Origin of the sequence: Halobellus rufus (assembly GCF_000739575.1) — an archaeon.
Classification (GTDB): Archaea; Halobacteriota; Halobacteria; order Halobacteriales; family Haloferacaceae; genus Haloquadratum; species Haloquadratum rufum.
The window spans coordinates 1-25,717 of record NZ_BBJO01000028.1; the positions used below are offsets into that span (position 1 = coordinate 1).

Sequence of the window (25,717 nt, forward strand, 5' to 3'; positions counted from 1 at the left end):
GGACGAGGACCCCGCGGTCGTGGGCCTCGCAGATCTGGATCGCCGTGAGCACGTTCCCAATCGATGCCCACGCAAGCTCCTGGACGGGCTTTTATTCACACAAATAGGGTCCAAGGGAGTTACCTACTCAGGGGTAGTCGCGTAGCGAGGGGTGCAGGCGGAGCCGAGGAGGAACGGGGATTGGGTGGGGGTTGTCGATGGGTGGGACTACCAGTCTGCTGATAGATGGGTGGGGACCCTGGCCGAGCGTCTGAGTGGATGGTCTGGGGGAGCCTCGAGAACGGACGGTGGGGGGCTGGCGAGGAGGACGAGGATTCGGTGGTCGATGCTGGAGGAGACGGGAGGCGATCGGCGAGGGGACGGCAGCGACAGCTTCAGCGACGACCGGGACAACGACGACCACAGCGGACGCGGGGCGGGGCGGTTGGCGGCGGCGACAGCGAGAAGGGAGAGGGGCGTGGTCGCGCTCGGTGGAGGGTTCGGTCTGGATGCGCTCCGGGGAGGGTTCAGTCTGAGTGCGCTCGAGGAAGGTGGGGCGTGTGTCGCGGGAGGGGAGGGTGGAGCGGCGGTCGGGGGCGAGACGCAGGAGGAGGGTTCGGGCTGGTCGCGACGGAGGGGAGTTCGGGACGGGACGCGAGAAGGGGAGTTCGGGACGAGACGCGAGGAGGGAGGGGCGGGGTCGCGTTTCATCTTGCAGGCGGGGTGTCTCGAGTGTGCGGGAGCGACGGCGACCGCGACGGCAACGGCGAGGGCGACAGGACAGGACGGGGGCCGGCAGCGACAGCATCTGCGAGGGGGGACGGCAGCGGCGGCTTCTGCGACACCGACAGCAACGACGACCGCGACGGCGACAGCAGGTGGGCGAGGTTTGGTTGCGGAGACGCGGGCCGCGATTCGACCGAGCTCTTCGAAGGTGCGGTTGGGAGACGACGTCCGCGATCGAGGACAGCATCCTCGAGGAGGACGCCGGCAGCTTCAGCGACGACCGGAACAGGGACCGGGACAGCATCAGCGACGACCGCAACGGCGACGGCGACAGCAGAAGGACGAGGAGGGAGTTGTATCGGGGGACGTCGCGAGCGACGTCCGAGAGGGACCGCACCGCAAACAGCACCGCAGGGGAGACCGCACCGAGAAGAGCGTCGACGGTTCAACGTCGACGTGACCCGGACCGTGTTCGGGACGGTCCGAGAAGGAAAGCGTGGCCTGGCGGGGGCCACGCTGTGGGAGACACTTCTGGCGGCGTCGAAGTGTCTGGGGCGCTGGGGCTTCAGGGGGGAATGGGGTGGTGGGTGGGCAGAGCGAGGGACACTCCCCCCGGTTGCCGTAGGCGGATTGTTCAGGGCGGAGAGTGTTGGAAAGGGTCCCCACTGTTTCGTCTGGACCAGAACCATACGACTAATAACTAATAAGTTATAAGCCACCTTTGGTTTTCGTAGCGATGAAACTGAACGCGACAGATCGACAAATACTGACCAAACTTAGGGAGGGGCGTGTGTCGCCGAGTTACTTGGCGGCGGAACTCGAAAAGCAACAACCCTACATCAGCCAACGGTTGTCCCATCTTCTGGAAAGTGGATGTATCGTCCGAGTCCATCGTGGCCTCTATGGTCACAGTGCGACCGAAGGTGAATCGATCAATACGGATTCAGCGACTGAGCAGTTCTCTGATAAGGAACTGATAGAAGGACCACCACAGTCAGCCGCTGGACCCACTCCAGGTTCCGAAGAGGCCCAAACTCAGCCATCACCTTCCGATGAGTTTGACATAGGGCCCCTAGTAGATCAGATATCTCTTGTCCAAGAAGGCGAGAAGCGGGAAATCACACACATTCTTCAGCTATTAACAGATCGTATTCGGGAGTCGGAGTACGAAACTCGAGCGAGTCTCGAGAGGTATCTTGATCAGCAGGGCGTGGATCTGCCGACACGAGGGTTTCCTCAGTTTTGGCAATTTTATCTCTCCGACGGTGAGCTATTGACACGTATCCCCGGAGTGACCGCAAAGCAGGACGACAATACGACGAGGTACGTTTATACTGAGTCGGCTGAGTAGCGAGCCGACTCTTCAGGTGTTGTTCTGGAGAAAAAACGGCAGGTAGTTCCAACTATGTACATGCTCTTCGCTAGGAGTATAGTACAACGCAGCTGGTGAGTATTCTTCGAGAGCCGCATCTTCCATTTGTTCTGGGTCATCATCGAGTACCGATGAGAGAAGCGCTCCAATTCCGATGTCGCTCTCAGAGGTGTGATACTTTACAAACTTCCAGAGGACTCTGAGCGCGGTTTCACTAGCAGCGTGCTCGAGTTTTGGAATCTGATTGGAGTCAGCTGTTTTCGTCGCTTCTTCGGAGCGGCCGGTACGGAGCGGATCCTTGTTCTGTCGATCGTGGAATAGTTTCCCCGCCCTCGAAAAATCGGTGGCAAGCAAAACGGCGTCAACAGTAATCGGTTGTCCATCGACCGAATAGCTCTCTTTGCCTTGAGTGAGAGCCCGCCAATATTTGAACACAGTATAGATTTCTTCATATACATCACTCCCGTCATCAGCTATCTGTGTTTTAAGCACGTATGTGTATGAAGGACCCTCGATGAGGAGATTAGGCTTGAAGCCGCGATCGTTTTTAAATGTGCCATCAGTATACGATTTTTGCTTACGAGAGTACACACTCACGGTATCGGACCGAATCCAGTCGGAAAGACTAGCGTGAAACTGGTCTGTTTTACCAAGTTCGGATCGGTCAATACCACCCCCAAAATCCGAAAGGTCTGTCATTAGCCATTTTTTCGAGGCTACTCATACTATAGATTCGGGTCGATAGTGAACGTCCAGGTTGACCAACCAGTATTGGATTAGGGAATTTCTGTCGCCCCTGTAGTACCATCTTCGTCGTCGTCGTCATCATCATCGAGATATTTTACTCCCTCTGGGGTGCCCTCTTCATTTCCGTACAGCCGCTCAGCGAGATCTCGGGTGAGATGGGGACCGTTGTATGGAAGATCTGTGTGCTGGTTCCAGACGCTTCGGTGCTCGACGTACAGTTGACGGTGCCATTGTCGGTATGGTGGTTCGTCTGTGCGGTGAATATGGATGTGGCAACTCTGACAGACAGGAATCCCATTTTCCGGCCGGTTATCCATCTGGTCGCCATTCAGGTGGTGAACTGAGAGCTCTTGACTGCGGTCATACCCATTCTCCGGTGACCGTCCACAGACGAGACATTCCAGTCCGTGTTCGTCGAACACGGCTTCGCGAAAGTTTCGCGGGCTCATAGTGACCCCTTCGGTTGCGTTGGTATTGTTTGCACTTCGTGCAAAGTCTGCTCTGTACGGCAGTTTCGACAGATAACTATTGAAAACAGAGTCCCAGAAGTGCTCTGAGAATCTGCTCAGCCACTACTGTTCCCATAGAGGATCAGTATGTTCTTCGAGGAAATCAAGGACAAAACGGAACTCATCTTGACGGTCAGCCGGTCATTAAAGCTCTCGAATGAGTTCCGGTACCGCAGCCACAGCAGCCGCTTCAGTATTGTACGTCTTGTTCGCTTTAGGGAATTCAGAGACATCGAGCTCGCCGTCCTCTCGAACGGCGAGAATAGGGTATATTTGGACCGAGTAGGTCTGGAAATCGTCTGAATGGATGACACCTTCATAGCCGTTTTCTGCGTGTTCGGTACCAAACCAGCGCGTATAGTAGGTCGCGCTTCGATTCCCACTCCACCACTCCCAGGTTTCCGGGAGGCTTGGACACTCAAAATCGGGCATTACTATTCCAGTATCAGGAATATCGACGCAAAAATTGGTCGGTGCCAATCCTATGGACACAACAACGAACACTATGACCGTTGAGACAGACGCTCGGTACGCCCTGTACCAACTACGCGTTGTCGCCACTAATCTCCAGCAGGTACGTTTCAACCGTCTCAAAATCGTCGGTGGTGTAGAGTGAGATACCCGAAACAACGATTTCTCTGATAGCTGCTGTGTAGTCAGGGATCGAATTGACCGACTCAACGTCAATATCGTAGGCATATCTGTCCCCGTCAAACACCCGCTCTTCGAGCTCACGGGCAACAGTGTTCGCCTCGCGTTGGTTCACAGCACGCCCAGACCGGGTGAGCACCCAGAGATCAATATCGCTTCGGCGGTCTGCTTCACCTCGAGCGACACTTCCGTACAGGATGATACCGACGAGATTGTCTACACGATCGCGGAGTTCTTCGATAGCTGCGTTCACTGGGAGTTGGAACTTCGCTTGCGGTATCTGAAGGATCGGATCGTCTGGAATCGAAAGTCGGTCCCGGTTGATGTGGACCAAACGGGAGTTCGCGTTCGGAGATTCGATGACTAGTGCATTTGTGCCGAGGACGTCTACTGCTCGCCGAACAGACTGTGGTGAGTTCCCAGTGTGGGTGGCGAGTTCGGTGAGCGTAAAGCGCCGAAGCCGGTGGGTCACGAGAAAGGCGAGTACATCGTTTGTTGCTTTATGCCGAAAGAGATCCGAGTCGTTCGCGGGTATGGAGAGTGAAATTGAGACACCATTATTTTCTGTCTTATGGGTCATACTCCGTTACACAGTACAGATCCATAAATAGTTTATATGTAGCTAGGAACTTAAGAGACACCGCACACAAGAGTAAAATCTTGATTGTGGCCCCCTAATTAGCGAAAACTGCTGGCAGACATTTCTAAAAATTCGACGAAAAAGCCTCGCGCTTCAGCGTGGAGAGAATGTCAATAACTAATCTCAAAGCGGGCACCACCATCCGCTCCATCTGTAACCGTGATTTCCCAACTATGCGCGTCGGCGACGTTCGAGACGATGCTCAACCCAAATCCAGTCCCATCGTCTGTCGTTGTGAATCCTTCTTCGAATATCTTAGCTCGCTCCGACTCAGGAATGCCCTGACCGTCGTCTTCAACGTAGAATCCCTCGGTCGTTGTCCCCACAGTCACCGTAACTTCGTGACTCCCGTGCTCGATCGCATTCCGAAAAAGGTTCTCGAGCAGTTGATGGAGTTGATCGACGTCGGCTTCAACAGTCCGGTCTCCCGTCACGTTGAGTGTTGCATCCTCCGTTGCGACTGCCGCCCACGACTTTCGTGCCGTTTGTTCAAGAGAAACCGTTTCGAGTTCCATTGCGCTATCGCCAGTCTGTGCGAGAGTCAGCAAATCCTCGATCAAGTCATCCATCCGATCGTGGGCATCTCTGATCTTCTGGATATGCTCGCTGTCAGATTCTTCTGCAAGTAGTTCGAGATGGCCTTCTGCGACATTCAATGGATTCCGTAGGTCATGGCTCACAACACTCGTAAAACGATCTAACCGTTCGTTTTGCTCAACTAGTTCTTCTTTTTGTTGTGTTTGCTCAGTAACATCACGATCCATCGCGACGTACCGGTCTTTGCCCTCGAGATTGAGCCGAATGAGATGGATCTCAATCGGGAACGTGCTTCCATCCTTCCGCTGGAGTTCTCCTTCGAACCGTTGCGGGTCGTTAATTGGCAGTCCGCCCCAGAATTTCCGTGCGCGATCTGATTTCGCCGTAGGATCTAATTCCCAGACAGTCTTTCCAATTATCTCGTCTTCAGTATAGTTGAGTTCCTCACACAGTCGCTGGTTGACATCACAAATAATGCCATCCGCATTATGTACCGCAATCATATCCGGAGAATGTTCAAAGAGTGCTTCAAGCCGAGATGACTGAGACTCTAATTGCTCCTCGCGAGCTTTTGCCTCCGTCACATCATCTTGAAAGCCGACGAAATACTCGATGTCCCCTCATCATCGAACAACGGTGCAATTCGAACACGGTTCCAGAACTCTGACCCATCTGCCCGGTAATTCCGAAGCTCTACAGTCGTTGCTTCGCCATTATCGATCGCTTCCCGGAGTTTCGAAACCTGTTCATCTTGTGTCTGTTCACCTTGGAGGAATCGGCAATTGCGTCCGAGAGCTTCCTTTTCATCGTACCCAGTAAGCGACGTGAATTTATCGTTCACGTAGATGATCGGATTATCTTCGAGACGAGGGTCAGTAATACAGATTCCAACTGGCGCTTCGTGCATCGCACGTTCACGTATCGACAAGTCCGAAGCAACTGACTCGGGCCCAGGATTTGATAAGATGCAGATGAGTGAACCATCGTCCGTATACGAAAGTGAGTGTGTGACGTCGAGGAGACTGCCATCTTTCCGAACGAATGAGGTCTCCCCATGCCAGCGCTCGTCTCGTGCGGCAGGCAACAGCTCATCGTAGACGTGATCTACGTCTTCATCTCGGTAGAACGTCTCCCAGTGAAGACCGATGAGTTCGTTCCGTTCGTAGCCTAGTAGGTCAGCACAAGCGGTGTTGAGATACTCAATATGGCCATCTTCACTCAAGATACTAATCCCGTCTTGTGCGGTCTCGATGGCTTCTAGTCCCCGATCGAGATATCGTTCTGCCCAATAGTGCTCGACTGCATTCTGTATGCGGTTCGCGAGCACTTGGTACTGTTCTGTGCTTCCCCCTTTCTGAAGATATTCAGTCACTCCTGCAGTAATCGCCTCACTCGCGATTTCCTCGGACCCCTTCCCAGTAAATAGAATAAATGGGAGTTCAGAGTGATATTCTCGGATACGCTTGAGGACATCAAGCCCGTTGAGACCAGGCATATCATAGTCACTGACGATACAATCGAACGCGATATTCCCCTCTTTGATCGTTTCGAGTGCGTCTGTTGGGTCTGTCTCCGTCGACACGGTAAATTGCTCATTTTGCCGTTCGAGAAACGTGGTAACCAGATCAGCAAAGCTTGGGTCATCCTCGATATGAAGAATATTGATCTGTTTTGTGTCAGGTAACACTGCGGCCCGGGGATTCGGTGGGGGTGTTGAGGTCATTTGTGGGCGGAAGGTGGCTGTCTGGGTACCGTTTGTACCTGTAGGTATTCAATGTGATTCATATTTAATGAGCATCATACGCCTGAAGTTCCAGTGGGGGTGTCCGGACTGATTTGTATCCCCCGATGGGAGTGCGGGCTTTCAACACCAGAAGGTCCGCAGTTATGAACGGACAAGGAGAACCATCTACCAGACGCGTAGACCCGATGTCGTTGTATCGATCGCACAGACACCCACCGCAGAAGAGCCATCCAAAGTACGTCTCAGGATTCGAGATTCAATTCCTCACCCCGACAGGCGCTCGGCGTCGATATCGATTCGAGCCGCGTCACATAGCCCCCGAGTGGTGGCGCTTCGAGGACGAATGGACGGGGACCTCCTGGCGACCGATCGGTCGTGAACCAGTACAGACGGTCACTCTCCGTCTGGCAAGAGCAAGGAGAACACAGAGATGAGCGAGGACATCTATGACGGCTCCGGAGAAGCATCTGAACTGTCACTCTGTGAGGAGTCGGATATCTTCTATCTGTTGAGCCACCACCGGAAACGGGGTGTGCTTCTCGCAATTGCGATGGCACCGTGGGGGCACGTTCATCTGCGGCAGCTCGCAGAAATCATCGCTACACTCGAAGCGGATACTGAACAGCGGGGTGTGTCAACCCAACAGGTGACAAACGTTCGCACCAATCTGAAGCGGTCACATCTGGAACCACTCTGTGATGCAGGATTAATCGAGTGGGATACAGACTGTACCGAGCGGCTGGTACCAGGACCTGGATTCAGCCGAGCCATTCGAACGCTGATGGCTGGCGGCTACTCTCTGAGTCAGCCGCCTTCCAACTCAGAGACCGAACGGTGACTGGGGGTCGTCAAGAATCTTAAACTAGCTGAGGCACAGATACCGTCGAATATCCACAGAGAGGCTCTCTAGATACCGGAGAGAATTTAGGGGTGATATTCAAAACTGAAAAGGAAAATGTACGACTTGACCGGGTTTCAACGAGATATATTGTATGTGATAGTCGGCCTAGAGGAGCCATACGGCCTCAAGATCAAAGCGAACCTCGAGGACTACTACAAACAAGAAGTCAACCACGGACGACTGTACCCGAACCTCGACGATCTCGCTGAAAAAGGTCTTCTTGAGAAAGGAGAGCTTGACAAGCGAACGAATATCTATTCGGTGACAGAGCGTGGACAACGTGAAATTCAGGCACGACGAGACTGGGAGGACAAATATCTAGAGGCGACAGAGTCGGCGACCTCGTAGAGTGAGTATTTATTATTTGGCACGTAAGTGAGTGTAGTGTGTCAATTTGGGAATCTCCAATCATTGCGGTACTTCTCGGTGCCACTAGTATCTACATCGGGGCGAAGATGGTACTGGGAGACCCTGCACAAGCAGTCCGTGAAGGTGCACCTCAGACTGCGATCTTACAAGACCCCGTGGGACTCATAGTTGTTGGCCTCGGAGTTGTCCTTTGTCTGATTGCAGTATTCAGTAGTACTAGGTGAATCAAATGTCGGAGATATCTCGCAAAGAGGCAGAAAAAGCACTCTATCGATCTCTCGAAACCGACGAACTCGTCTCAAAGGAAGCATTCGCGCGAAACGGAGCGATTCGTGGGTTCCAGACGTTCCAAGTGTTTTTTGAGGCGGATATATGGATACACCGAGACGGAGTACAGAACAAGACAACGACACCACAGAAGTGTCAGGTCTGTACTACCGAGAATACTAGCCAATGGCTTGAGAGTGACGTCCAGACTGAGACAGACACCGAAGCAACAGTACTCAAACACCTCCAAACGACAGGAGTGCCGTACACGGAGACGAGAGTCGAAAGCCCAAAAGAAGGAAGCCATTCCATCTCTGAGTGCTCTAGTTGTGCCGGTTGCGGGGAAACCGTTTGCCAATGGTGCGATGGAGAGGGTATTGAAGAGTGCTACAAATGTGATGGTGGAGGCCAGTTCGAAAGTCGAAAGCCGTGTCCAGTCTGTGATAATGGTCTCAATTATTGTGACGATTGTGAGGGAACTGGTTACGTGTACGCGATCGAAGAGTGTCGATCGTGTACTGGATCTGGAGAACAGCCGTGTTCAAAGTGTCGTGGAGACGGTCAGATTACGTGTGAACGGTGTGGCCAATCCGGATGTACCCATTCGTATGACGTAGAGACGCGAAGCCTGGAAGTTACGTGGCACAGCCACGGCCTCCCCTCAACGTGGGGAGCGGATGCAAATGTGACGGCCAAGACCGTAGAGCAGTTGGGCCTCACGGAGCAATCATTCACGATCGCGATACGGAGTAGTGCTGAAACGCAACTATCGTCCTCACCATTTGAGGCGGCGATACTCACAATCGACTACGGTTCTGAAGGCTACCGTGGACTTGTTGTCCGAACTTCGTCAGGACTCCAATTCGTATTCGACCCACAACAAGGACCACCTGCAACAACCGTTCGACGGAAAATCGCAGATATTCTCAGTCGATTCCCTATCGGCTATTGAGCAGTGGGGCGTTCCCCGGCAAATTACACGGGTTTCTGATGGGTGGTCCCACTCACCAGCACATCATATGCCTGAGTTTTATTATCAATGATATTTAAGAAAAGGGGTATGACCTCTTCCTCTCCCCATCCAGAACTTGAGGATACTCTTGATGAGCATGCCCTCCTTTCAGATATCAAAGGAGGCGTCACAGTGCTCCATATCGAAGACGACTCCAGCTTTGCAGATCTGGTCTCGACATTCTTAGATCGCGAGCGAGAGTACTTCGAGATTCAGACGGAAACCAATCCAACTGATGGTGTTGAACTTGCCAAGGAGGGAGGACCAGACTGTATTGTTTGCGATTTCGATATGCCAGAGATGAATGGCTTGGACGTCCTCCAGGCAGTCAGAGCGGACTTACCCGAACTCCCGTTCATTCTATTTACTGGCAAGGGCAGCGAGGAGATCGCAAGCGAAGCGATCTCGGCTGGCGTCACCGAGTATCTCCAGAAAGAAGGAGGAACTGAACAGTACGAAGTTCTCGCGAACCGTATTGAACAGGCTGTCGCTCGGCGACGGGCAGAGCGGCAGGTGACACGGGGATTCCGTGCCATCGAAACGGCCCACGACGGGATCAGTCTCCTCGATATCGATGGCAACTTCATATACGTCAACGAGGCGTATGCGGAGACCGTCGGCTACGAGCGAACGGAATTACTTGGGCAACATTGGGATATCTTATATCAAGAGGGGGAAGAAGCTCGCGTATACGACGAGATACTTCCCGGAGCGAGAGACGACGAATGGGTCGGTGAGACAGATTACGTCCGGAAGGACGGGGAGACGGTCACTGTCGATCACCGGCTAGCGTACACGAAAGAAGATACACTCGTCTGTACGATATCTGAGACCGAAGATGTCGATGCCATCCAGCATGAACTCTCGCTGAAAGAGCGTGCGATGGACGAGACGCCGATTGGAATTACGATAACTGACCCAACACAGGCCGACAACCCAATTATTTATGCAAATGACGGGTTCTCTTCGCTCACTGGGTACTCCAGAGAAGAAGTACTCGAGCGTAACTGTCGGCTCCTCCAAGGAGACCGAACACAGGAAGAGCCAATTGCGGAGCTGGCAGCGGCGGTCGACGATGAAGAACCAGTTAGTGTTGAGCTCCGGAACTACCACCAGGATGGCGAGCTATTCTGGAATCGCGTGACAGTAGCTCCCCTCACTGACGACAATGGAAAAGTCGAGCACTTCGTCGGGTTCCAAGAAGATGTCACGGCACGACGCGAACTATTGGAGGAGTTCGGGTCGTTGGCAGGCGTGCTCTCACACGATATGCAGAATCCCCTCCAAACGGTTCGTGGACGGTTAAAACTCGCAATCGAGACAGGAGACGTCGAACACGTCGAAGAAGCACTGCCATCCCTAGATCGTATGGCCCAACTGATCGATGACGTCGCTAACGCGTTAGAAGCCGGGACAATTGTGGGTGAGCACGAAAAGATCGATATCGGCGAACTCGCTGAAACGGTCTGGGAATCGCTCGATAGACATGGAGGGGCTGGGTCGCTCGATGTCGACGGAGAGCCATTCGTCCATGGGAATCAAGACGCGGTCCGCCGGATGTTCGATAACCTACTTGGCAACTCACTGGAACACGGCGAAGCGCCAGTTCGCGTTCGGGTCGGTGAATTCGAGGGCGGTGTTTACATCGAAGACAACGGGCCCGGAATTCCTGAGGAAAATCGAGAGCAAGTGTTCGAACAGGGATTCACGACGAAAGACCACAGTGACGGCACCGGAATGGGAATGGCGAGCATCCGGCAGATCGTCTTGGCCCACGACTGGCGTATCGAAATTGCCGAGAGTAACTCGCTGGGAGGTGTCCGCTTCGAGATCATTGCCTGAGAGCAGCGGCTATACAGCTCGTTTCTTGGATGGGTATCAGCGCCGGGAGGCGTACAGCGCGCAACAGCGTGCGCTGCGTGACTCACCATACCTGGTCCCGATCCTCACGACGACACGAGTCGCGACTACGAACAGTTCGAGAAAGAACTGCTCGCCCAAGACCGCGACGCCGCCGGCGGCGACACGGCAGACATCGACGACGCGACGGCCCAGCGCCTGGTCAACGACCTCGTCGACGCGGACGTCGTCACTCCGGTTCCTGAAGACCAAGTTCTGGTTCACGAGCCGAGCGGTACGGCGTTCGACTCGACGACACAACTGGCCGTCTTCCATCGTGGCTGGACGGCCGGCCGCGACGCCGACGCGGAGGCCGAGTGATGCAGCAGACGCTCGTCGGCTGTGCGTTCTGCGACATCCCGCCCGGTACCGAGACTGGCGAGGCCCACACCTGGGGGCAGGACGAACGGGTCACCCACCCGATCTGTGTCGACTGCGCGATTCAGATGGAGCCGGATCCCGACGAGCGCGATCACGTCGCCTGTGACGGCTGTGGGCTGGTCGTCGACACGCTCGCGGCGCTCACCCGGTTCCGGGTCGAACTGGGGAACCTCGAAGGCCCGTTGCAGCTGTGCGCTCGCTGCAGTCCGGGTGGTCTCGCGACGTACTGGACACGCGATCTCGAGGAGCATCTCGTCGCGACGCCGGCGGAGTGACCCAAACACCCTTTACTGATTCGCTGTAAAGTGTAATCAAGACCGAATCGTGTCACACACCTCAAACCGCGCCGACGGCGACATCGTCCAGGACTTCCTCTCGGTCGCGGACCTCCTCGAGGAGCCACAGCTGGCCCAGCTGTACGCGTACCTCGCTCGGGAAGGGGAGGCGACCGTCCAGGACGTAATGGACGACCTCGAACTCGCACAGGGAACCGCCTACAGCTACGTCAACCGGCTCGTCGACGCCGGCGTCGTCGACATCACCGACGACGAGCAGCCGCGCCGGTACGCCGCCCGGGAGATCGACCTGACCGTGACGACGGCCGCCGGTGACCGCGAGTACACGATCACGCCGGCGCTGATCGACGCCGTCGGCCGCCGCGAGACGGACGCCGACATCGACACCTACATCGACCGCCACGGCGTCGCCGGCCTCGCGACCGCGCTCACCTACGCCGTCGCTCGGGAGCGCGGCGAGGTGACCCATCGGCTGATGGCGGAGGATCTGGACATCTCGCCGCTGGCTGCGGAGATGATCCTCCAGGCGCTCCGGCCCGTCGTCCACGAGCACTACGGAATCGGTGAGGATGTACGTTATGATACCGAAGACGGAGCCAACGTATGAGCTTCGAAACGGACGTCCCGACACAAACGACGCAGCGCTTAGTTTATCGGCGTTCCATGGAGAGAACTGATGGAACTCAGTGACGGCACACTCACGGTGTCCCGGGAGCTATCGGAACTCGATAAAGACGTACTCGAGTTTACACGAATTCTCGACGCCTGCGAAGTGGAGTACGTCATCGTCAGTGGGTACGTCGCGATCCTCACTGGGCGATCTCGGTCGACAGAGGACATCGACGTCATTCTGGAGTCGCTGTCTGAAACGGAGACTGAGCAGTTGGTTACCGAACTTAAAAATCAGGGGTACTGGGGGATGGCAATGCCGCTCGATGAGATGTATTCGATGTTGAGCGAGGGTAGCCGGATCCGGATCGCCGAGGACGGGGAGATGTACCCGAACTTTGAGACGTGGTTTGTTTCAAACGATGTTGAGCGTGAGGCCCTCTCCAATCCCCTCACGGTGACATTCGATGAGGGGCAGATCGAGATCAGCCCGCTCGAACTCCAAATTGCGTACAAACTCCGACTCGCACAAGCTGCAGACAGCCTCAGCGGGAAGGATTTCGAAGATGCACTCCACCTGTACTTGACCTTCGAGGAACGATTTAACACGGAGCAGCTCGAAACGTACGTCAACGAGCTTGGAGTGGAGGACTACTATGCTGAACTCACAGGAGTTTGAGGACGACCATCGCCGGAACACGGAGCAACGGCGTGAGATGATCAAGCGATGGGCCGAGTACGTTCGGACGCACGACGATAGTGAGTGGTCACGCCAACAGAATCGGCTCATCGACTCGCAGCTCCAGTCGGCGAACGAGATGGCTGCGGCTGGCGACACGGATCCCGTTCGGTTCGCGGCCGCTCGCGATCGGCTGCGCGACCGATGACCGACGAGGATGCGCTTTCGCAGGAGATCGTGGCCGCTTACTACGATGACGAAATCACTGTCGACAGCGAGACCTTCCAGGAATTCGTTGCTACGAAATACTACGACGACCAACTCAAGTACGAGTCAGTTAAGCAGCTGGTTGGCGCTGAAACTGCCCAGCGACTGCGTCTGCTCAAAGCGGATGTCAAGGACGAGTCACTTGATATTGTCGCCCCCGCTACCGGTGATGTCTCCGAGGGTGACGCAAAGACGGTCGACGACGAGGTCCGCCAGCTCTACGAGCGGTATCAGGCAGCCGAGAGCGACGCCGAGCGTCGCGAGGTCGCCCTCAAGATGGGAAAGCTCGACGGACGCCGCCACACGAAGATCTATGCAGCACTCGAAGACGAGTGAGTCAACAGGTTCTCAGCGCCTCCTTAGCTATCCACAACTGCATTGCTACCCAGCGACGACGCCTCGTGGTCAACCGACCATCACGACGTGCTGACGCTTGTCCTCGACGAACATCTTGTGGACGAGTGACACTCGGCCGAATGAGGCTCACATCGTACACACAAAAACGACTAAGTGCGTTGGCTCACATTGTACACATAATGAGCACCGATAAGAAACGCGTGCAGTTTCGGGCTCCAGATCGGCTCATCGACCGGGCCGACGCACTGGCCGCGGTCCTCGGGGAAGACCGAACAGACGTCCTCGTGACCGCGCTTCGGGAGTACCTCCAAGACGCCGCTCACGACGACGCACTCATCCAAGAGATTGCCGCCGCCTATTATGATGACGAGATCACTGCCGAACAACTCAAAGCGCTCGTCGGTGCCGAAGAAGCGGCGAATCTTCGGGTGTTGAAACAGCAGTTGAATGAGGACTTCATCGACGAGGTCGCCGACGCATAGATGTCACGGCTTGTCGCAGACGCCTCCGCCCTCGTGAGTCTCGGGATTGTGGCCGACAACGAACCCGATCCACTCTCGCTCTGTCTGACCCAATACGAGGTGGTCGTCCCCACTGCAGTTATGGAGGAACTCACAGAGATTGCTTCATACGATGATATTCACGGTCGTGGGGCAACCGCCGTGCTCGATCAGTCGCAGATACTGGAGACACGATCAGTCGACCTCGATGCCGAATTTCCGCTTGATGATGGCGAAAACGCCGCGGTGACTCTCGCGAACGACATCGATGCTACGCTTTTACTCTGTGACGAATTCAACCAACTCGGCTTGATTCACGCATCGCTCGCTAATACCCGGCTCGTCACGACACCGACGCTGCTATCAGTGCTCGTTCGAACTGATCAGTTATCAGTTGCCGATGCACGGCTGTTCCTCGATGCAATTAGTGACGCCCGTAGCTGGGCCGCGAACAGCTACGTGCAACGGGCTCGATCGTTGCTTGAAGGTCCCTGACGGCGATACTGTCGGCTCCTGTTCTCAGTCACGTCGTCGGTGGTAGATCGAGAGACCTCTACGCCAACCCAGCTCGTGCGGTTCAGGGTCTCGGGCCTCCTGCACCGCTACGCAGCTGACGAAGCCGCCGTCGACACAGAGACCGCAGTCACTGCACTACTTTCGGGCCTGTGCTCGTCGCACTGACTAAAGACGCACAGAGTCTGCGCAACAGACCAATGGCGTCCAGTACCGATGCCTCGCCGGCGATCGACGATGAGGCCCGCCGGCAGTACGAGCGGTATCAGGCAGCCAAAAGTGACGCCAAGCGTCGCGGAATCACTCTCGAGACGGTGCTTGCTTCCGGTGACGGTGAACTCGCCGTCCAGCTCACTATCGAGGGAGGTTCGTCTTGCTGCCTCTCCAACGGGCGTGGATGCCCGCGTCGACCGAGAGATGAATGCCGCAAGCGAGTAGCGACGTCAGTCGTGGGGGTGCCGGTCCACATCCAACTTAATCGGATCGAGGTGGGATCCGAAGGTCCTCATCAACTTCGTACAGATAGCCCTTCAGGAGGAGCCGCTCGATCCGATCGCGAGCGTCGGCACGCTCGATGCCCTGTTCTGCAAGATACGAGATCGCTGTGTCACGCGTTACAGATTTGGTATCCGCATTCGAAGCGATGTATGTCTCGAGTTGTTCGAGGGCTTCTCGTTCACCCGGTCGCAGTGGCGTCTCCGAATTCCCCATTATCGGGGCCTTTGATCCGCTCATAGTAGACTGTTGGGGAAAATGTTCAGCCTCCCCGTACGAACTGGCGGGTGAGGTGTCGTCCAGTTCTTGAATAGCCCTATCTGCAGTGGAGATCAAGCCTCCTGGTGACCTCCGAGAACCCTACTCTAATATAAAGTACGACAGTTAATGACACGGGTGCGATAACAGTGAGACCCCTCGTCGTCCGGAGAACTGGCCATAGATCGAGCGCTATCAATGAGTCCGTGCGCCGTTTGATTGATGTAACAGATTTGGTAATGAGGCTCGAATTGGTCGGGTTGGCTACTGGACTGGGCGATTCTTGCTTGAGTTTAGGACTGCTCTCTGACGCCTTTTCGGTGCCCAAAGGCACTTAGCCATCGCACTGCGCTGCTCAGGTATGCATAGGCGGTCTCTTCTCAAATTCCTCGGTGGGGGTGGTATTGTTGGCCTCGCCGGCTGCTCGGAGAATGCCACCCCTTCGACAGGGACGGACACACGATCCACCCACCCAGCGACGGGGACACCGTCGGGATTTCTGAACCGGGAGGTGCCGACAGCTAGGACCACTGGAGCGACGACGCCACAGTTTCAGGGCGCAGCCGACCACACAGGCCAACTCGAGACGACAGGACCCAACGAGGCTGTCACGACGTATTGGCGGCGGACACCATCTCGGTATGAACACTCTCAGCCAGTCGTCGTCGACGACAGTGTCTATATCTCCTTTGCGGGGGCGCTCATTCGGCTGGCGCTGTCGACGGGGAAGGAGCGCTGGCGGACCAACGTCGGCCACAGTGGGGCCTCGACGCCAGCCATCTACGATGGGACCGCCTACATAACCGTCTGGAACGGCGGTGAGAACGTCAATCGTGGACTGGCAGCCGTAGATGCGAGCAGCGGGGAGCTCGAGTGGCGTGGCGTGACCGACGCGGACATAACTACCTCACCGGCCGCGACCGGAGACGGTGTGTTTGTCGGTGGAGGATACGAGACGACAACCGTCGCGGCGTTCGATCACGACGGGACCGAACGGTGGCGGCACGAACTCGAGGAGTACGCCTCGACGCCGGCCGTGGCCGGAGAAATGGTCATCTACGGTTCGGGCAGTGATGCTGTCGTCGCCTACGACGCCGTCTCGGGTGAACGACGCTGGCGCGTCGAAACCGACGGTGACACGAGCGCCGCACCCACAATCACTGACGGACGAGTGCTGATCGGAACGCGTGCTGGCACCCTCTATGCGCTCGACATCGAGGATGGTGCCGAGGAGTGGGCGGTTACTCTTCCTGGCGCAGTCCGCTGCTCAGTGGCCGTCGCAGACGGGACTGTCGTCGTTCCGACCGAGGAGGCGCTTGTGGGCGTCGACAGTGCAGGAACCAACCGATGGACAAAGACCACACTGACCGGCGCAACTGAACCGATCATCACCGGGGAGACTGTGTATCTTGGCGACGGCAGAACGGTGCGAGCGCTGTCACTGGATGACGGAATGGAGATGTGGGCGTTCGAAACGCGCGAACGAACATACACTGACGTCCTCCTGCAGGGAATCCAAGCCGCACCCACTGTCACGAACGGCGTTGTTGTTGTCGCCTCACAAACAGGCGACGTGTATGCCTTGGGAACCGAGTGATCAAGTGGTGCAGCCCGAGCACCCACGTCTGCGACGACACTAAGCGATTGCGTAGGCAACAAAGTCACCAGCCCCGTAGTTCTTGGAGGGGCCACTACGTTTTCGGTTCAAATTGTACGGAGGTGCCAGTGCGACTGGTGCTGTGACACAGAAAGCCTATATCGGAGACATATCGAACGCCATCTATGCCACTCTGTAGTAACTGCGAGGGATTTGTCACCCAACGCTATGTCGATGTATTTGCACCCCGTGACACCGATACGGTGCGTGTGTGCCCGAATTGTGAAGACCTCGTTCGAGATGGAAATGGGGTCCGAGAAGCCCGAAGCAAGCGCCAGTGAGTACACTTTATCGCTCGAGAACGAGTAAGGACCGGCTCTCCAATTGGCCCACCGTATTAGGGGTCGACATATTATAGTCCGAACTATCATAATCTAATTTCTAAATCTGGAGCACTTATCTATGGACGTCGTCAGATCGAGAAGAGCGACCTCGTCCGCCAATCGATTGCCGGCCACGACGATGCCGTGTACTATCAGGATGGCCTCATCGAGGAGATGACCCGGTAAAGTTCGAGCGCCGCAAGGGAGACTACAGGGGGTTGGATTCGGGACCGGACACGTCCCGGAGAGATTAGTCCTAAAACGAGACGGAGCGTGGAGATCTGTACGATTAAGTCGCTGGGTGAGCCACACAAAGGTATGGATATTTGCAGTATGGAGACACCGATTATTGGGATGGCTCATTTACCACCACTTCCGGGCGCACCGGGGTTCGATGGCGACCGACGCGCCCTTCGCGAGCGAGTACGCCGTGACGCAACAGCACTCGAATCGGGGGGTGTCGATGGGATTATGCTCGAAAACTTCGGTGATGCGCCCTTCTATCCGGATCGAGTTCCCCACCACGTCGTTTCGGACGTCACAGCACTGGCGGCCACGCTTCGTGAGGAGGTGGCAGTTCCGTTTGGTGTGAATATCCTCCGAAACGACGTTCAAAGTGCACTAGGGATCGCCGCTGCAACAGGTGGAGAGTTCGTCCGCGTGAACGTCCATACTGGGGCTCGGCTGACCGATCAGGGCCTCATCGAGGGCCTGGCACACGAAACGCTCCGTCTCCGTGACCAACTCGATGCTGATGTGGCCATCCTCGCGGACATCGATGTGAAACATTCGGCACCGCTTACCGAACGAGCCCACGGGGAAGTGGTCAGTGAGCTTGTCGAACGCGGCGGGGCCGACGGTGTCGTCGTCAGCGGGGCCGGCACGGGCGAAGCCGTCGATACCACCGTGCTCGACCAAGTAGTCCAGGCCCGGGACGAACTTGGACTCGATGCACCGGTGCTGATCGGTAGCGGTGTGACCCCCGAGACGGCACCCGAGCTACTCTCGATCGCTGATGGCGCGATCGTCGGGACGGCGCTTAAACAACAGGGCGAGACGACCAATCCCGTCGATGAAGCGGCAGTTATGCGGCTTGTCGAGGCCGTGCCTCAGTGATTGGCGAGGAACTCCCGGACATCTGAATCACTCGGGAGCTGCGCCCGAGCGTGTGCCGTCGTACAGTTGAGGGCCGCCGCCGCAGCGGCAAACCGTCCTGCTTCACGTGCCGGCTCCTCTTCGTGGAGCCACCGCTGAATGAGGCCCGCGGAGAAGGCATCACCAGCGCCGGTCGTATCTTCGATTGATACGTCAAAGGCTGGGACCGGAGTCACTGTATCCTCCTCAATGAGGGTGGCACCATCACTCCCCTGCGTGACAGCCGCCCGCGAGACCGATCGGTCAGCGAGGGCAGCAACGGCGTCTTCGATCTCACCGCCGAAATAGGACCGCGCCGCGACCGCACCGACCACGAAGAGATCACCGACCGAAAGGATCCGATCGATGGTCGACGGAGCAGTCCCGCGGCCTTCAAGTTCCGGGAGTGGGCCTGCGAGGTCAAAGACGAGGGTCAAAATGGCCCCGCGTTCACGCGCAGTCACAAGCTTCGAGACTACCTCATCAGGTGCGTAGGCACTAGTAAAGATGATCTCGGCATCGCTCAGGTACTCGAGATCAGCTTCAGCGAGCCGCAAGTGCGGGACGCTGTCTCCGCCGGCGACAATCATTCGCTCGCCGTCCGGCCCGCGCAACACTAACGTGTATGAGGACTCCTCAGGCCCAGTTTGAATCCGTGTGCAGTCGATCCCACGGGCGCTGAGATCGGCTTTGATCTCGGAAGCCGAATCGGTGCCACATCGCGTGATGACTCCCGTTTCAGTCCCGAATCGAGCAAGCCCAGAGGCAACATTGGCAGCGACACCACCCACAGCAGTCGTGTGGCCGCGAACAAACGCCCCGCCGTCGGGTTCCGGCAAATTTGAAAGCGAGTAGATCTGATCGAGCACCGCGCTCCCCACCGCAACAACAGCTGGAGCTGGCATTATATCGATTGACACAGGCGATCGCTTTGAACATATAGGACTCGAGAAAGCGTGGGGTCAGTATTTTCCGAAGGCCAAGTCGTTGACTACCGATGCCGTTTGAGGCGTAGCCAAGAGAGCTCAGCTTGCGGTCGTGGGTACGAAGAGAGCACGGCGATAGAACCACACCGATATGCTGAGTTACTGGCGAGATCGTTTGTTGCTCAACTATCTTCAACGAGGCTGGAGATAATTAATCGCTGGATCCCACGTCGCAGTAGACCACTGGCGGCTGGTTTTGAAATGTCGAGTGTGTCCGCGACCTCGCTGAGTGTGACGTCACGGGGCTCCTTGAAGTACCCCGCCTCGAAGGCGACAAGTAACGCCTCGCGTTGTGTTTCAGTCAATCCAGCAGTTGTCTTCCCGAGACTCGCATATTCATTTACCCGCCGGAGATCGATGTCGATACTGTTGGCTTGCGCGTAGTCCCAAATATCGGCCAGTTTGTCTCGATCGGGCATCCACAACGAGATGAGCCACGCGTTCCCTTCGTTTTCCATCTCAAGGGCGACACCGTCAGATTTCGAGATCACCGGCGAGAACGTCTTGGCTTGGTCAGTGTACGCAAAGCTGTAGATTGCCCGCTCAGCAGTGGTTTCGATGACTCGTTTGAACTCGGCTATCGTGTGGTCACTCCGTAATCCATCCTCGAATCGGCGAAAGTCCGATGACTCAACGTGGTAGAGAAACCGACCCGAGTCGGGGTCAGTACCGGCTTCTGACACAGGCATCACTTTCGCACTTCGATCGTGACTGACAGTATTCGTGAGCACAATATCTGGGTGTTCGACGCGGATGACGGCTTTAATATCGCTCATTAGTCCGCTACTCGTGTGAATTGTGAACTGGCAGCCGTTCTAGCGCCTGGTCAGTCGAGATTTGCCGAAACTGCTGGACGATCCAGTCCTCGTCGGCACCAAATGATGGGATGCTTACCGCAGACTCGCCGCCAAGTGACTCGACAGTCGCTTCGAACCATTTCCTTGCGGGCTGGTGTGGCTGACGTATCGAGAACACACCATTGCTTGGATGACCATCCGAGGCATAAACGTAGCAGTGGTCTAGCCGTCGAGAAGCACTTTGTCGTGTGATATCCTCTACGTCCGGAGACGTGGGTGACACATCCGGGACGAGGAGAGTCGTTATCGCCCGATCGTTGATCGCTCGCAAGAGCTGCTCGGCATCAGGCTCGACTGTGACGTTTTTGTGATCGGGATAGATATCGAGCATCCGGTAGTCCGCCGGTTTGTTGGTAGTCTGAAAGGTGTAGTAGTCCGGATACTCGAAGAAACCCTCGTCACGGGTTTCTCTAAGATAATCGTAGAACGCAGTGACACACGAGAGAATAAAATTACCAGCACCGAGTCCCTCAGCTCCGGTCCCCATCACGACACCCACTCGGTCATCCGACGTCACGGATGGCATCACTGTGTCTCTGGCGACTACATCTCCATCGACCAGATATTCAAACGAACTCCCATCCAACTCTTTTGTCGTGTGCATCTGTCACAATTGGATGGTGTTCCTGGTTGTAAATAATTACAGGAGGGACTGTACTCAGCTACTCAATACAGGGAACTCACGAATCGCTCAGTACAGATGAACTATATAATGTTTGCAGTTCAAGGGATGAGAAAATGGGATTTGGAGTTTTCCAGCATGGCCCGATAAGTGACTGGCTTGACCTAGCGGAAGCAGAGGCTAAGGACCGTGGGATAGAATTTGAGAGGAATCCGCTCACAAGTAAAGCAACGTTTCTTATTAATAATGGTGAGATTGGAGGGAAAGTGAGAACGTCAGAGGCACCAGAACGAAATCATCCCCGAATATGGCACGAATATGACGACGAACCTTTCCTGACGCGGACACATCCTAATGTGATCACAGTAGCACTTGATCTAACGGACCCAACAGACACATTCAGCCCATCTGATGACTGTTTTATCGTAGTTAGAGATAATGACAGACCACACCTCCCAGGAAACGAAGAGAAGCCATATTTTTACATAGAACAGAAGGGTGAGTACTACTACAACAAACAAGGCCAACGGAAATATCTCCCAACAGATTCGTGGGATGCTATCTTCCGAGCAGAGTAATTACATAAATAGACTGGCTTGTTCCGAAGGCTGCTTCAGTCAGGTTCTTTGAAGCGGATTATCCTAATTCGGTCAAAGCATCTGACTGTCCTTACGTTTAGTTAATACCATCCCATAATTTGGTCAGGTCGAATCTCGAAGATGACTCCTCTAATCCAGACTGGTCTGGTAAGGTTTAGTAATTTGATCGGTGGTCATGGCACATCTGGCAAACACGAATTTCGTTATCTTCTGGTGTCTTGATCATTACTCCGCCAAACATTTCCATTCCACAAATCGAACAAGTTCCTGAACTAATCATATCTATTGATGCATATTGAAAGGTTTAATTTCTCATTATTACGAGGGTGACTCGGTTGTCAGTAGAAGTAAGTTTCAAATTGGTCTTAACAGTCAGTTCTGCTTATTCTCGTGAATTAGGTCTGAAGACATTAACGGACAGGATAGAAGTACGGTATTCTCTCCTGTTTGCATCGGATGTGCTTCTTCACTCCCGCTATCGGTACACCGCCCGTTTTCAGAATTATTGAACGGATCCCCACCCAACTCTGCAAGACTTGCGATTCCAAACGCGCTAGCCCGAAGGATACCTCGACGACTCCGGCGATTATAGGGCTCCGTGTATTCACTCATTATTCTGACAATTGTTTTCAGAGCTTGTTCTCTTGATCTCGTCTTCGTATTTCTTCCCGAGATCTGGATGCTGATCGTCACGGGTACCTGAAATATGTCCTTTGACGCTTCGTACCGAATCGGAGCGGAAGTCGTGACAGATTGGACATTCGTATTTACCTCCACCCTCTCCAATAACAACGTCGCCGAAGTCAACCGGGATCTCGTCGTTTGACATACACAACTTCCAACACGTCGAGTGCACAAAAATCCCGTTACCGCATCCTAGAGCGTCTCTAACATTTGTTCTCCTAGAGTAAAACGTAAGCCGTCTCTCCGAGTCCTAGACCAGACAACTGAATCCTAGATCTACTTTCCTAGATCATAGACTTGCTCAGTTCGCAAGCAGATTCTTATGGATGATTCGGCTGTGAGATCCTGAAAGAAACACCGTGACAGGTCTTCAATGACACCCCGTATTACCACTTACCCATGCTGATTTCTCAGACGCGGTGATTGAAGAGGGCCGTCCAGATACGATCGATTCGACTCTCCTTGGAAGATGGCGAGATGCCCACAGGGAGATAGAATTTTGGTTTCATGTCTTTGTTCGTCTCGCGAGTGCGACTTCTGTGTGCCATACAATTTAATTACGGGCCCAGAATAGCATCGAAATTTAGCTTAATCCGGTAAGACATTTATATAGGTCTCAACTGTGAAAAGATTTGAAACGAATTGTGGGACCGAAGGAAACGTTGCACCACCCCCGATACCGGACGCAAGCAATACGATCGAGCCTACCAATTTGGATTGTGGACCCTTGAGCCAATCCATAAGTTGTGCCGCACCACCTCCGACTCCGCATTTGGAGTCCACACGACTTACCCCCGTTGAGAACGAAGCCGGATGCAGAAGGCCCACGATGGATTCTCGAGAATCGTTCCCTCCGCAAAGTGAGGAGCCCGTGGACACGCCGCCAGTTCCTTGCACAGCTTGCACGGCGGCACTGCAATCCCCTGAGCACCAGCATTTCTCGTTTTTACTGCTGGATCAATTCACGATCCCTGTTGTCGGCTGTCCGGAGCATCTCGCACAGTTTACCACCATTTGTGGATACACGACAGATGCGGCTGCCGAGCTCGTTGAGCATCGCCCTGCCGGCGGTATTAGCTGCCCGAGTTGCCAGGTGGCCCCCCATACTCAACGGCAACCCGTTATTCCGGTCGGCACCGGAGCTGTGAGCATTCTCGCCTGTCCGGATCACCAATCCGAGATTATCAATCGCTTCCATACCGGATTCCAAACGCAACAGCAACTCACGACATCCTTGGATAGCTGACGTAACTCTCTCATTTACGTATCCTCATCGACGACACGCCCTCCCGGACCGCCACCCACAACCTCGGCGGTGTTCGGCCCGGAACGTCCGCTGCCCAGCTGCTCGACGAACTGAACGAACAGGGCGACGACTGAGACCGGTGTGAGTGATTTCTGTCCCACGGATCGTGATGTGCAAGCTCTGTGCGAGCGTCGGAACGGTTACCCCTCTATGCAAGACTTGCACATACAATGAGCGCAAGCGACGATCTGCGACGGGTCCACTTCCGGTCACCGGAGTACCTCGTCGACCGGCTGGATGCGATCACAGAGTTCTTCGATAAGGATCGGACGGATCTGCTTGTCGAGGCGATTAGCGAGTACATCGAAGAGACCGCCGATAGCGAGACGTTTCAGAAACTCGTCGCGACGAAGTACTACGACGACCAACTCGAGTTCGAGACCGTCAAGCAGTTGGTCGGCACCGAAACTGCCCAGCGTCTCCGGCTTCTCAAAGCGGATCTCGAGGATGAACCACTCGATCTCGCTGCTCCCGACGACGTCGACGTCTACGATGGCGACGCGACGGCGGTCGAGCCCGCAGCCGACAATGAGCGATGAGCGGTCGGCGACTGCGAACGGTCGTCGACGACACCACTGCGCTCGTCAGTCTCGTAGTTCCCCGAGCCGACGCGGCTGTCGACATTGACACCCTGAACCCATTGCAGTACCTGCTCACGTCGTGTGACGTGTTCGTGCCGTCCGAAGTCGTTACAGAGATCCGTGACCTCACGCAGTATCAAGATATCCACGGGGGAGCCGCGAGTAACGTCCTTGCGGCCCGTGGCCACCACACAGTCGCGAACCCATCCGAACGCGAGGATACCTCAGACTCGCGGCCAACGTTCGGCCTCGACGACGGCGAAACCGACGGCATCGTCCTCGCAAACGCACTTGATGTCGATGGGTTTCTCACAGACGAATTCGACGGCACGAACTTCCCGCTGATTCACGCCGTCCTTCAGGGCCCCGGATCGTCCCGACGCCGCGGCTCATCTGTGATTACGCCCACAACGGCCATCTGAGTCACGGGGAGGCTCGGACGCTGATCACGACGATCAGCCCCCATCGGAACTGGGAGAACAGTCCCTACGTCTCGCAATTGCTCCACCGTCTCGAAGATTGACATCTTCCCCGCGCTAAACAGTAGTTTCCGAACCTAACTGAGGTTCTTCACGCTGGGCTGCGTTGGTCGAAAAATGACAGACAGCAGGGGTGAAACAAGTCTATCGTGCTGCTTCGACGTTGCTGTTCCCGGAGCTGGCTTTTGGCGTCAAATCGTGCGGTGAGTACACGAGAAAGGATTTCGAGGAAATCCTTTCTCGTATCGCCCTCGATCACGAGTTCGCAAACACGGGTGGCAAAACGCTCCAACTTGACCGTGACGAGCAAGTGGACCTAACAGCCACAGTTCGGAACCCTCTCGCTAAATCACTGTTGTACCACCTGCGAAATCTTTCGACGGACGCTATCGATAATCAGTTCGATGGCGTCCGGGATCGATTATTCGAAGTCCTCCGATCACAGCGGCGACTTCCCGATTTCGTCGATGTTGCCATCGATCTCCACGATGGCGCTTCTACTGGTCAGCTGACACTGACCACGTGATAACGACGTATCCTGATTTAGGAACGAACAGAGCATTTCGCTTCGCAACGCTGTGTATCGTTGCACCTCGAACTCGGTTCACGCTTGCTGTGCTGCCGATGGACGCGAAACTGCGCGTGAGTACGTCTCAATTCGACACGTCTACCTCGACCGTGGATTCTACCGTCCACGTCGTTGCGGAATTAGAGCAGCTGGGTGTTGACTACATCGTTCGTGCGCGACCGAGTAGCGGAATGAAAGACCGTCTCAGCGCCG

Annotated in this window: 26 protein-coding genes and 2 pseudogenes; 20 read left to right on the forward strand and 8 right to left on the reverse strand. The window is 55.3% G+C overall.

All coding sequences use genetic code 11. The annotated features are described in order from the left end of the window. Positions 1 to 325 precede the first annotated feature (325 nt). Together ACP99_RS11730 and ACP99_RS20550 are read left to right on the forward strand one after the other, a co-directional pair. Positions 326 to 1,165 (forward strand): hypothetical protein, encoded by an 840-nt coding sequence (locus ACP99_RS11730; RefSeq protein ID WP_156105699.1) that lies wholly within the window; start codon positions 326 to 328, stop codon positions 1,163 to 1,165. 276 nt (positions 1,166 to 1,441) lie between these two features. Continuing rightward, a complete protein-coding gene (locus tag ACP99_RS20550) occupies positions 1,442 to 2,056 on the forward strand; it encodes a winged helix-turn-helix domain-containing protein (RefSeq protein ID WP_197052445.1) in 615 nt (204 codons plus the stop codon). A gap of 12 nt (positions 2,057 to 2,068) precedes the next feature. Here the strand turns inward: ACP99_RS20550 and ACP99_RS11735 are convergent, their stop codons facing one another. The 4 genes and pseudogenes from ACP99_RS11735 to ACP99_RS21540 all read right to left on the reverse strand — a co-directional run bounded on the left by ACP99_RS11735 (position 2,069) and on the right by ACP99_RS21540 (position 6,884). After that, positions 2,069 to 2,776: a hypothetical protein gene (locus ACP99_RS11735; protein WP_049986789.1), complete on the reverse strand. Its 708-nt coding sequence runs from the start codon at positions 2,774 to 2,776 to the stop codon at positions 2,069 to 2,071. Between the two features lie 701 nt (positions 2,777 to 3,477). After that, positions 3,478 to 3,765, reverse strand: coding sequence for a hypothetical protein (locus ACP99_RS19285; protein WP_197052446.1), 288 nt, complete (start codon positions 3,763 to 3,765; stop codon positions 3,478 to 3,480). 112 nt (positions 3,766 to 3,877) lie between these two features. Then, positions 3,878 to 4,564, reverse strand: coding sequence for a nucleotidyltransferase domain-containing protein (locus ACP99_RS11750; RefSeq protein WP_081927447.1), 687 nt, complete (start codon positions 4,562 to 4,564; stop codon positions 3,878 to 3,880). Positions 4,565 to 4,734: 170 nt separating this feature from the next. After that, positions 4,735 to 6,884 (reverse strand): annotated as a pseudogene (locus ACP99_RS21540) (PAS domain S-box protein). Positions 6,885 to 7,335: 451 nt separating this feature from the next. Here ACP99_RS21540 and ACP99_RS19295 point away from each other — a divergent pair. From ACP99_RS19295 to ACP99_RS11820, 14 genes are all read left to right on the forward strand, one after another. Further along, positions 7,336 to 7,743, forward strand: coding sequence for a DUF7344 domain-containing protein (locus tag ACP99_RS19295; RefSeq protein ID WP_081927448.1), 408 nt, complete (start codon positions 7,336 to 7,338; stop codon positions 7,741 to 7,743). Positions 7,744 to 7,860: 117 nt separating this feature from the next. Continuing rightward, positions 7,861 to 8,154: a PadR family transcriptional regulator gene (locus tag ACP99_RS11760; protein ID WP_049986792.1), complete on the forward strand. Its 294-nt coding sequence runs from the start codon at positions 7,861 to 7,863 to the stop codon at positions 8,152 to 8,154. 1,348 nt (positions 8,155 to 9,502) lie between these two features. After that, on the forward strand, positions 9,503 to 11,296 hold the full coding sequence (locus ACP99_RS11765) for a PAS domain-containing protein (protein WP_081927449.1): 1,794 nt from the start codon (positions 9,503 to 9,505) through the stop codon (positions 11,294 to 11,296). An 87-nt stretch (positions 11,297 to 11,383) separates the two neighbouring features. Further along, entirely contained in the window at positions 11,384 to 11,674 is a 291-nt protein-coding gene (locus ACP99_RS20955; RefSeq protein ID WP_081927454.1) for a hypothetical protein, read from the forward strand. Continuing rightward, positions 11,674 to 12,009, forward strand: a complete 336-nt coding sequence (locus ACP99_RS11775) for a DUF7558 family protein (protein WP_049986794.1) — start codon at positions 11,674 to 11,676, stop codon at positions 12,007 to 12,009. Before ACP99_RS20955 ends, ACP99_RS11775 begins: the two co-directional genes overlap by 1 nt. Before the next feature lie 49 nt (positions 12,010 to 12,058). Next, a complete protein-coding gene (locus ACP99_RS11780; RefSeq protein ID WP_049986795.1) occupies positions 12,059 to 12,637 on the forward strand; it encodes a DUF7437 domain-containing protein in 579 nt (192 codons plus the stop codon). 69 nt (positions 12,638 to 12,706) lie between these two features. Beyond that, a complete protein-coding gene (locus tag ACP99_RS11785) occupies positions 12,707 to 13,318 on the forward strand; it encodes a hypothetical protein (protein WP_049986796.1) in 612 nt (203 codons plus the stop codon). Continuing rightward, the gene (locus ACP99_RS11790) at positions 13,296 to 13,526 is read left to right on the forward strand and encodes a hypothetical protein (RefSeq protein WP_011572745.1); all 231 of its coding nucleotides are present in this window, start codon (positions 13,296 to 13,298) and stop codon (positions 13,524 to 13,526) included. Before ACP99_RS11785 ends, ACP99_RS11790 begins: the two co-directional genes overlap by 23 nt. A gap of 206 nt (positions 13,527 to 13,732) precedes the next feature. Beyond that, complete coding sequence (locus tag ACP99_RS20560) at positions 13,733 to 13,921, forward strand: hypothetical protein (protein WP_197052447.1); 189 nt, start codon at positions 13,733 to 13,735, stop codon at positions 13,919 to 13,921. Positions 13,922 to 14,121: 200 nt separating this feature from the next. Beyond that, complete coding sequence (locus tag ACP99_RS11800; RefSeq protein WP_049986798.1) at positions 14,122 to 14,424, forward strand: hypothetical protein; 303 nt, start codon at positions 14,122 to 14,124, stop codon at positions 14,422 to 14,424. Next, positions 14,425 to 14,937 (forward strand): hypothetical protein, encoded by a 513-nt coding sequence (locus ACP99_RS11805; RefSeq protein ID WP_049986799.1) that lies wholly within the window; start codon positions 14,425 to 14,427, stop codon positions 14,935 to 14,937. A 1,132-nt stretch (positions 14,938 to 16,069) separates the two neighbouring features. After that, complete coding sequence (locus ACP99_RS11815) at positions 16,070 to 17,305, forward strand: outer membrane protein assembly factor BamB family protein (RefSeq protein WP_081927450.1); 1,236 nt, start codon at positions 16,070 to 16,072, stop codon at positions 17,303 to 17,305. Between the two features lie 185 nt (positions 17,306 to 17,490). Then, entirely contained in the window at positions 17,491 to 17,646 is a 156-nt protein-coding gene (locus ACP99_RS21625; RefSeq protein WP_449271592.1) for a DUF7563 family protein, read from the forward strand. 360 nt (positions 17,647 to 18,006) lie between these two features. Beyond that, positions 18,007 to 18,804, forward strand: a complete 798-nt coding sequence (locus tag ACP99_RS11820) for a BtpA/SgcQ family protein (RefSeq protein WP_049986802.1) — start codon at positions 18,007 to 18,009, stop codon at positions 18,802 to 18,804. On the opposite strand, the gene ACP99_RS11825 is transcribed toward ACP99_RS11820, so the two are convergent. The 3 genes from ACP99_RS11825 to ACP99_RS11835 all read right to left on the reverse strand — a co-directional run bounded on the left by ACP99_RS11825 (position 18,798) and on the right by ACP99_RS11835 (position 21,269). Continuing rightward, entirely contained in the window at positions 18,798 to 19,727 is a 930-nt protein-coding gene (locus ACP99_RS11825; protein ID WP_049986803.1) for a PfkB family carbohydrate kinase, read from the reverse strand. The genes ACP99_RS11820 and ACP99_RS11825 overlap by 7 nt on opposite strands. A 203-nt stretch (positions 19,728 to 19,930) precedes the next feature. Continuing rightward, on the reverse strand, positions 19,931 to 20,584 hold the full coding sequence (locus ACP99_RS11830; RefSeq protein ID WP_049986804.1) for a helix-turn-helix domain-containing protein: 654 nt from the start codon (positions 20,582 to 20,584) through the stop codon (positions 19,931 to 19,933). A gap of 7 nt (positions 20,585 to 20,591) precedes the next feature. Further along, positions 20,592 to 21,269 (reverse strand): hypothetical protein, encoded by a 678-nt coding sequence (locus ACP99_RS11835; RefSeq protein ID WP_081927451.1) that lies wholly within the window; start codon positions 21,267 to 21,269, stop codon positions 20,592 to 20,594. A gap of 134 nt (positions 21,270 to 21,403) precedes the next feature. Here ACP99_RS11835 and ACP99_RS20045 point away from each other — a divergent pair, with 134 nt between their 5' ends. Next, positions 21,404 to 21,865, forward strand: a complete 462-nt coding sequence (locus ACP99_RS20045) for a hypothetical protein (RefSeq protein WP_156105703.1) — start codon at positions 21,404 to 21,406, stop codon at positions 21,863 to 21,865. A gap of 625 nt (positions 21,866 to 22,490) precedes the next feature. On the opposite strand, the gene ACP99_RS20050 is transcribed toward ACP99_RS20045, so the two are convergent. Then, the gene (locus ACP99_RS20050; RefSeq protein ID WP_156105705.1) at positions 22,491 to 22,715 is read right to left on the reverse strand and encodes a hypothetical protein; all 225 of its coding nucleotides are present in this window, start codon (positions 22,713 to 22,715) and stop codon (positions 22,491 to 22,493) included. A 1,331-nt stretch (positions 22,716 to 24,046) separates the two neighbouring features. On the opposite strand from ACP99_RS20050, the gene ACP99_RS11840 reads away from it, so the two are divergent. From ACP99_RS11840 to ACP99_RS20960, 3 genes and pseudogenes are all read left to right on the forward strand, one after another. Further along, on the forward strand, positions 24,047 to 24,415 hold the full coding sequence (locus tag ACP99_RS11840) for a hypothetical protein (protein WP_049986805.1): 369 nt from the start codon (positions 24,047 to 24,049) through the stop codon (positions 24,413 to 24,415). After that, a pseudogene (locus ACP99_RS11845) lies at positions 24,412 to 24,980 on the forward strand (hypothetical protein). The gene ACP99_RS11840 and the pseudogene ACP99_RS11845 overlap by 4 nt, the downstream one beginning before the upstream one ends. Before the next feature lie 119 nt (positions 24,981 to 25,099). Beyond that, positions 25,100 to 25,462 carry a hypothetical protein gene (locus ACP99_RS20960; protein ID WP_231554288.1) on the forward strand — a complete coding sequence of 121 codons (363 nt, stop codon included), beginning with the start codon at positions 25,100 to 25,102 and terminating at the stop codon, positions 25,460 to 25,462. Positions 25,463 to 25,717: the final 255 nt, after the last annotated feature.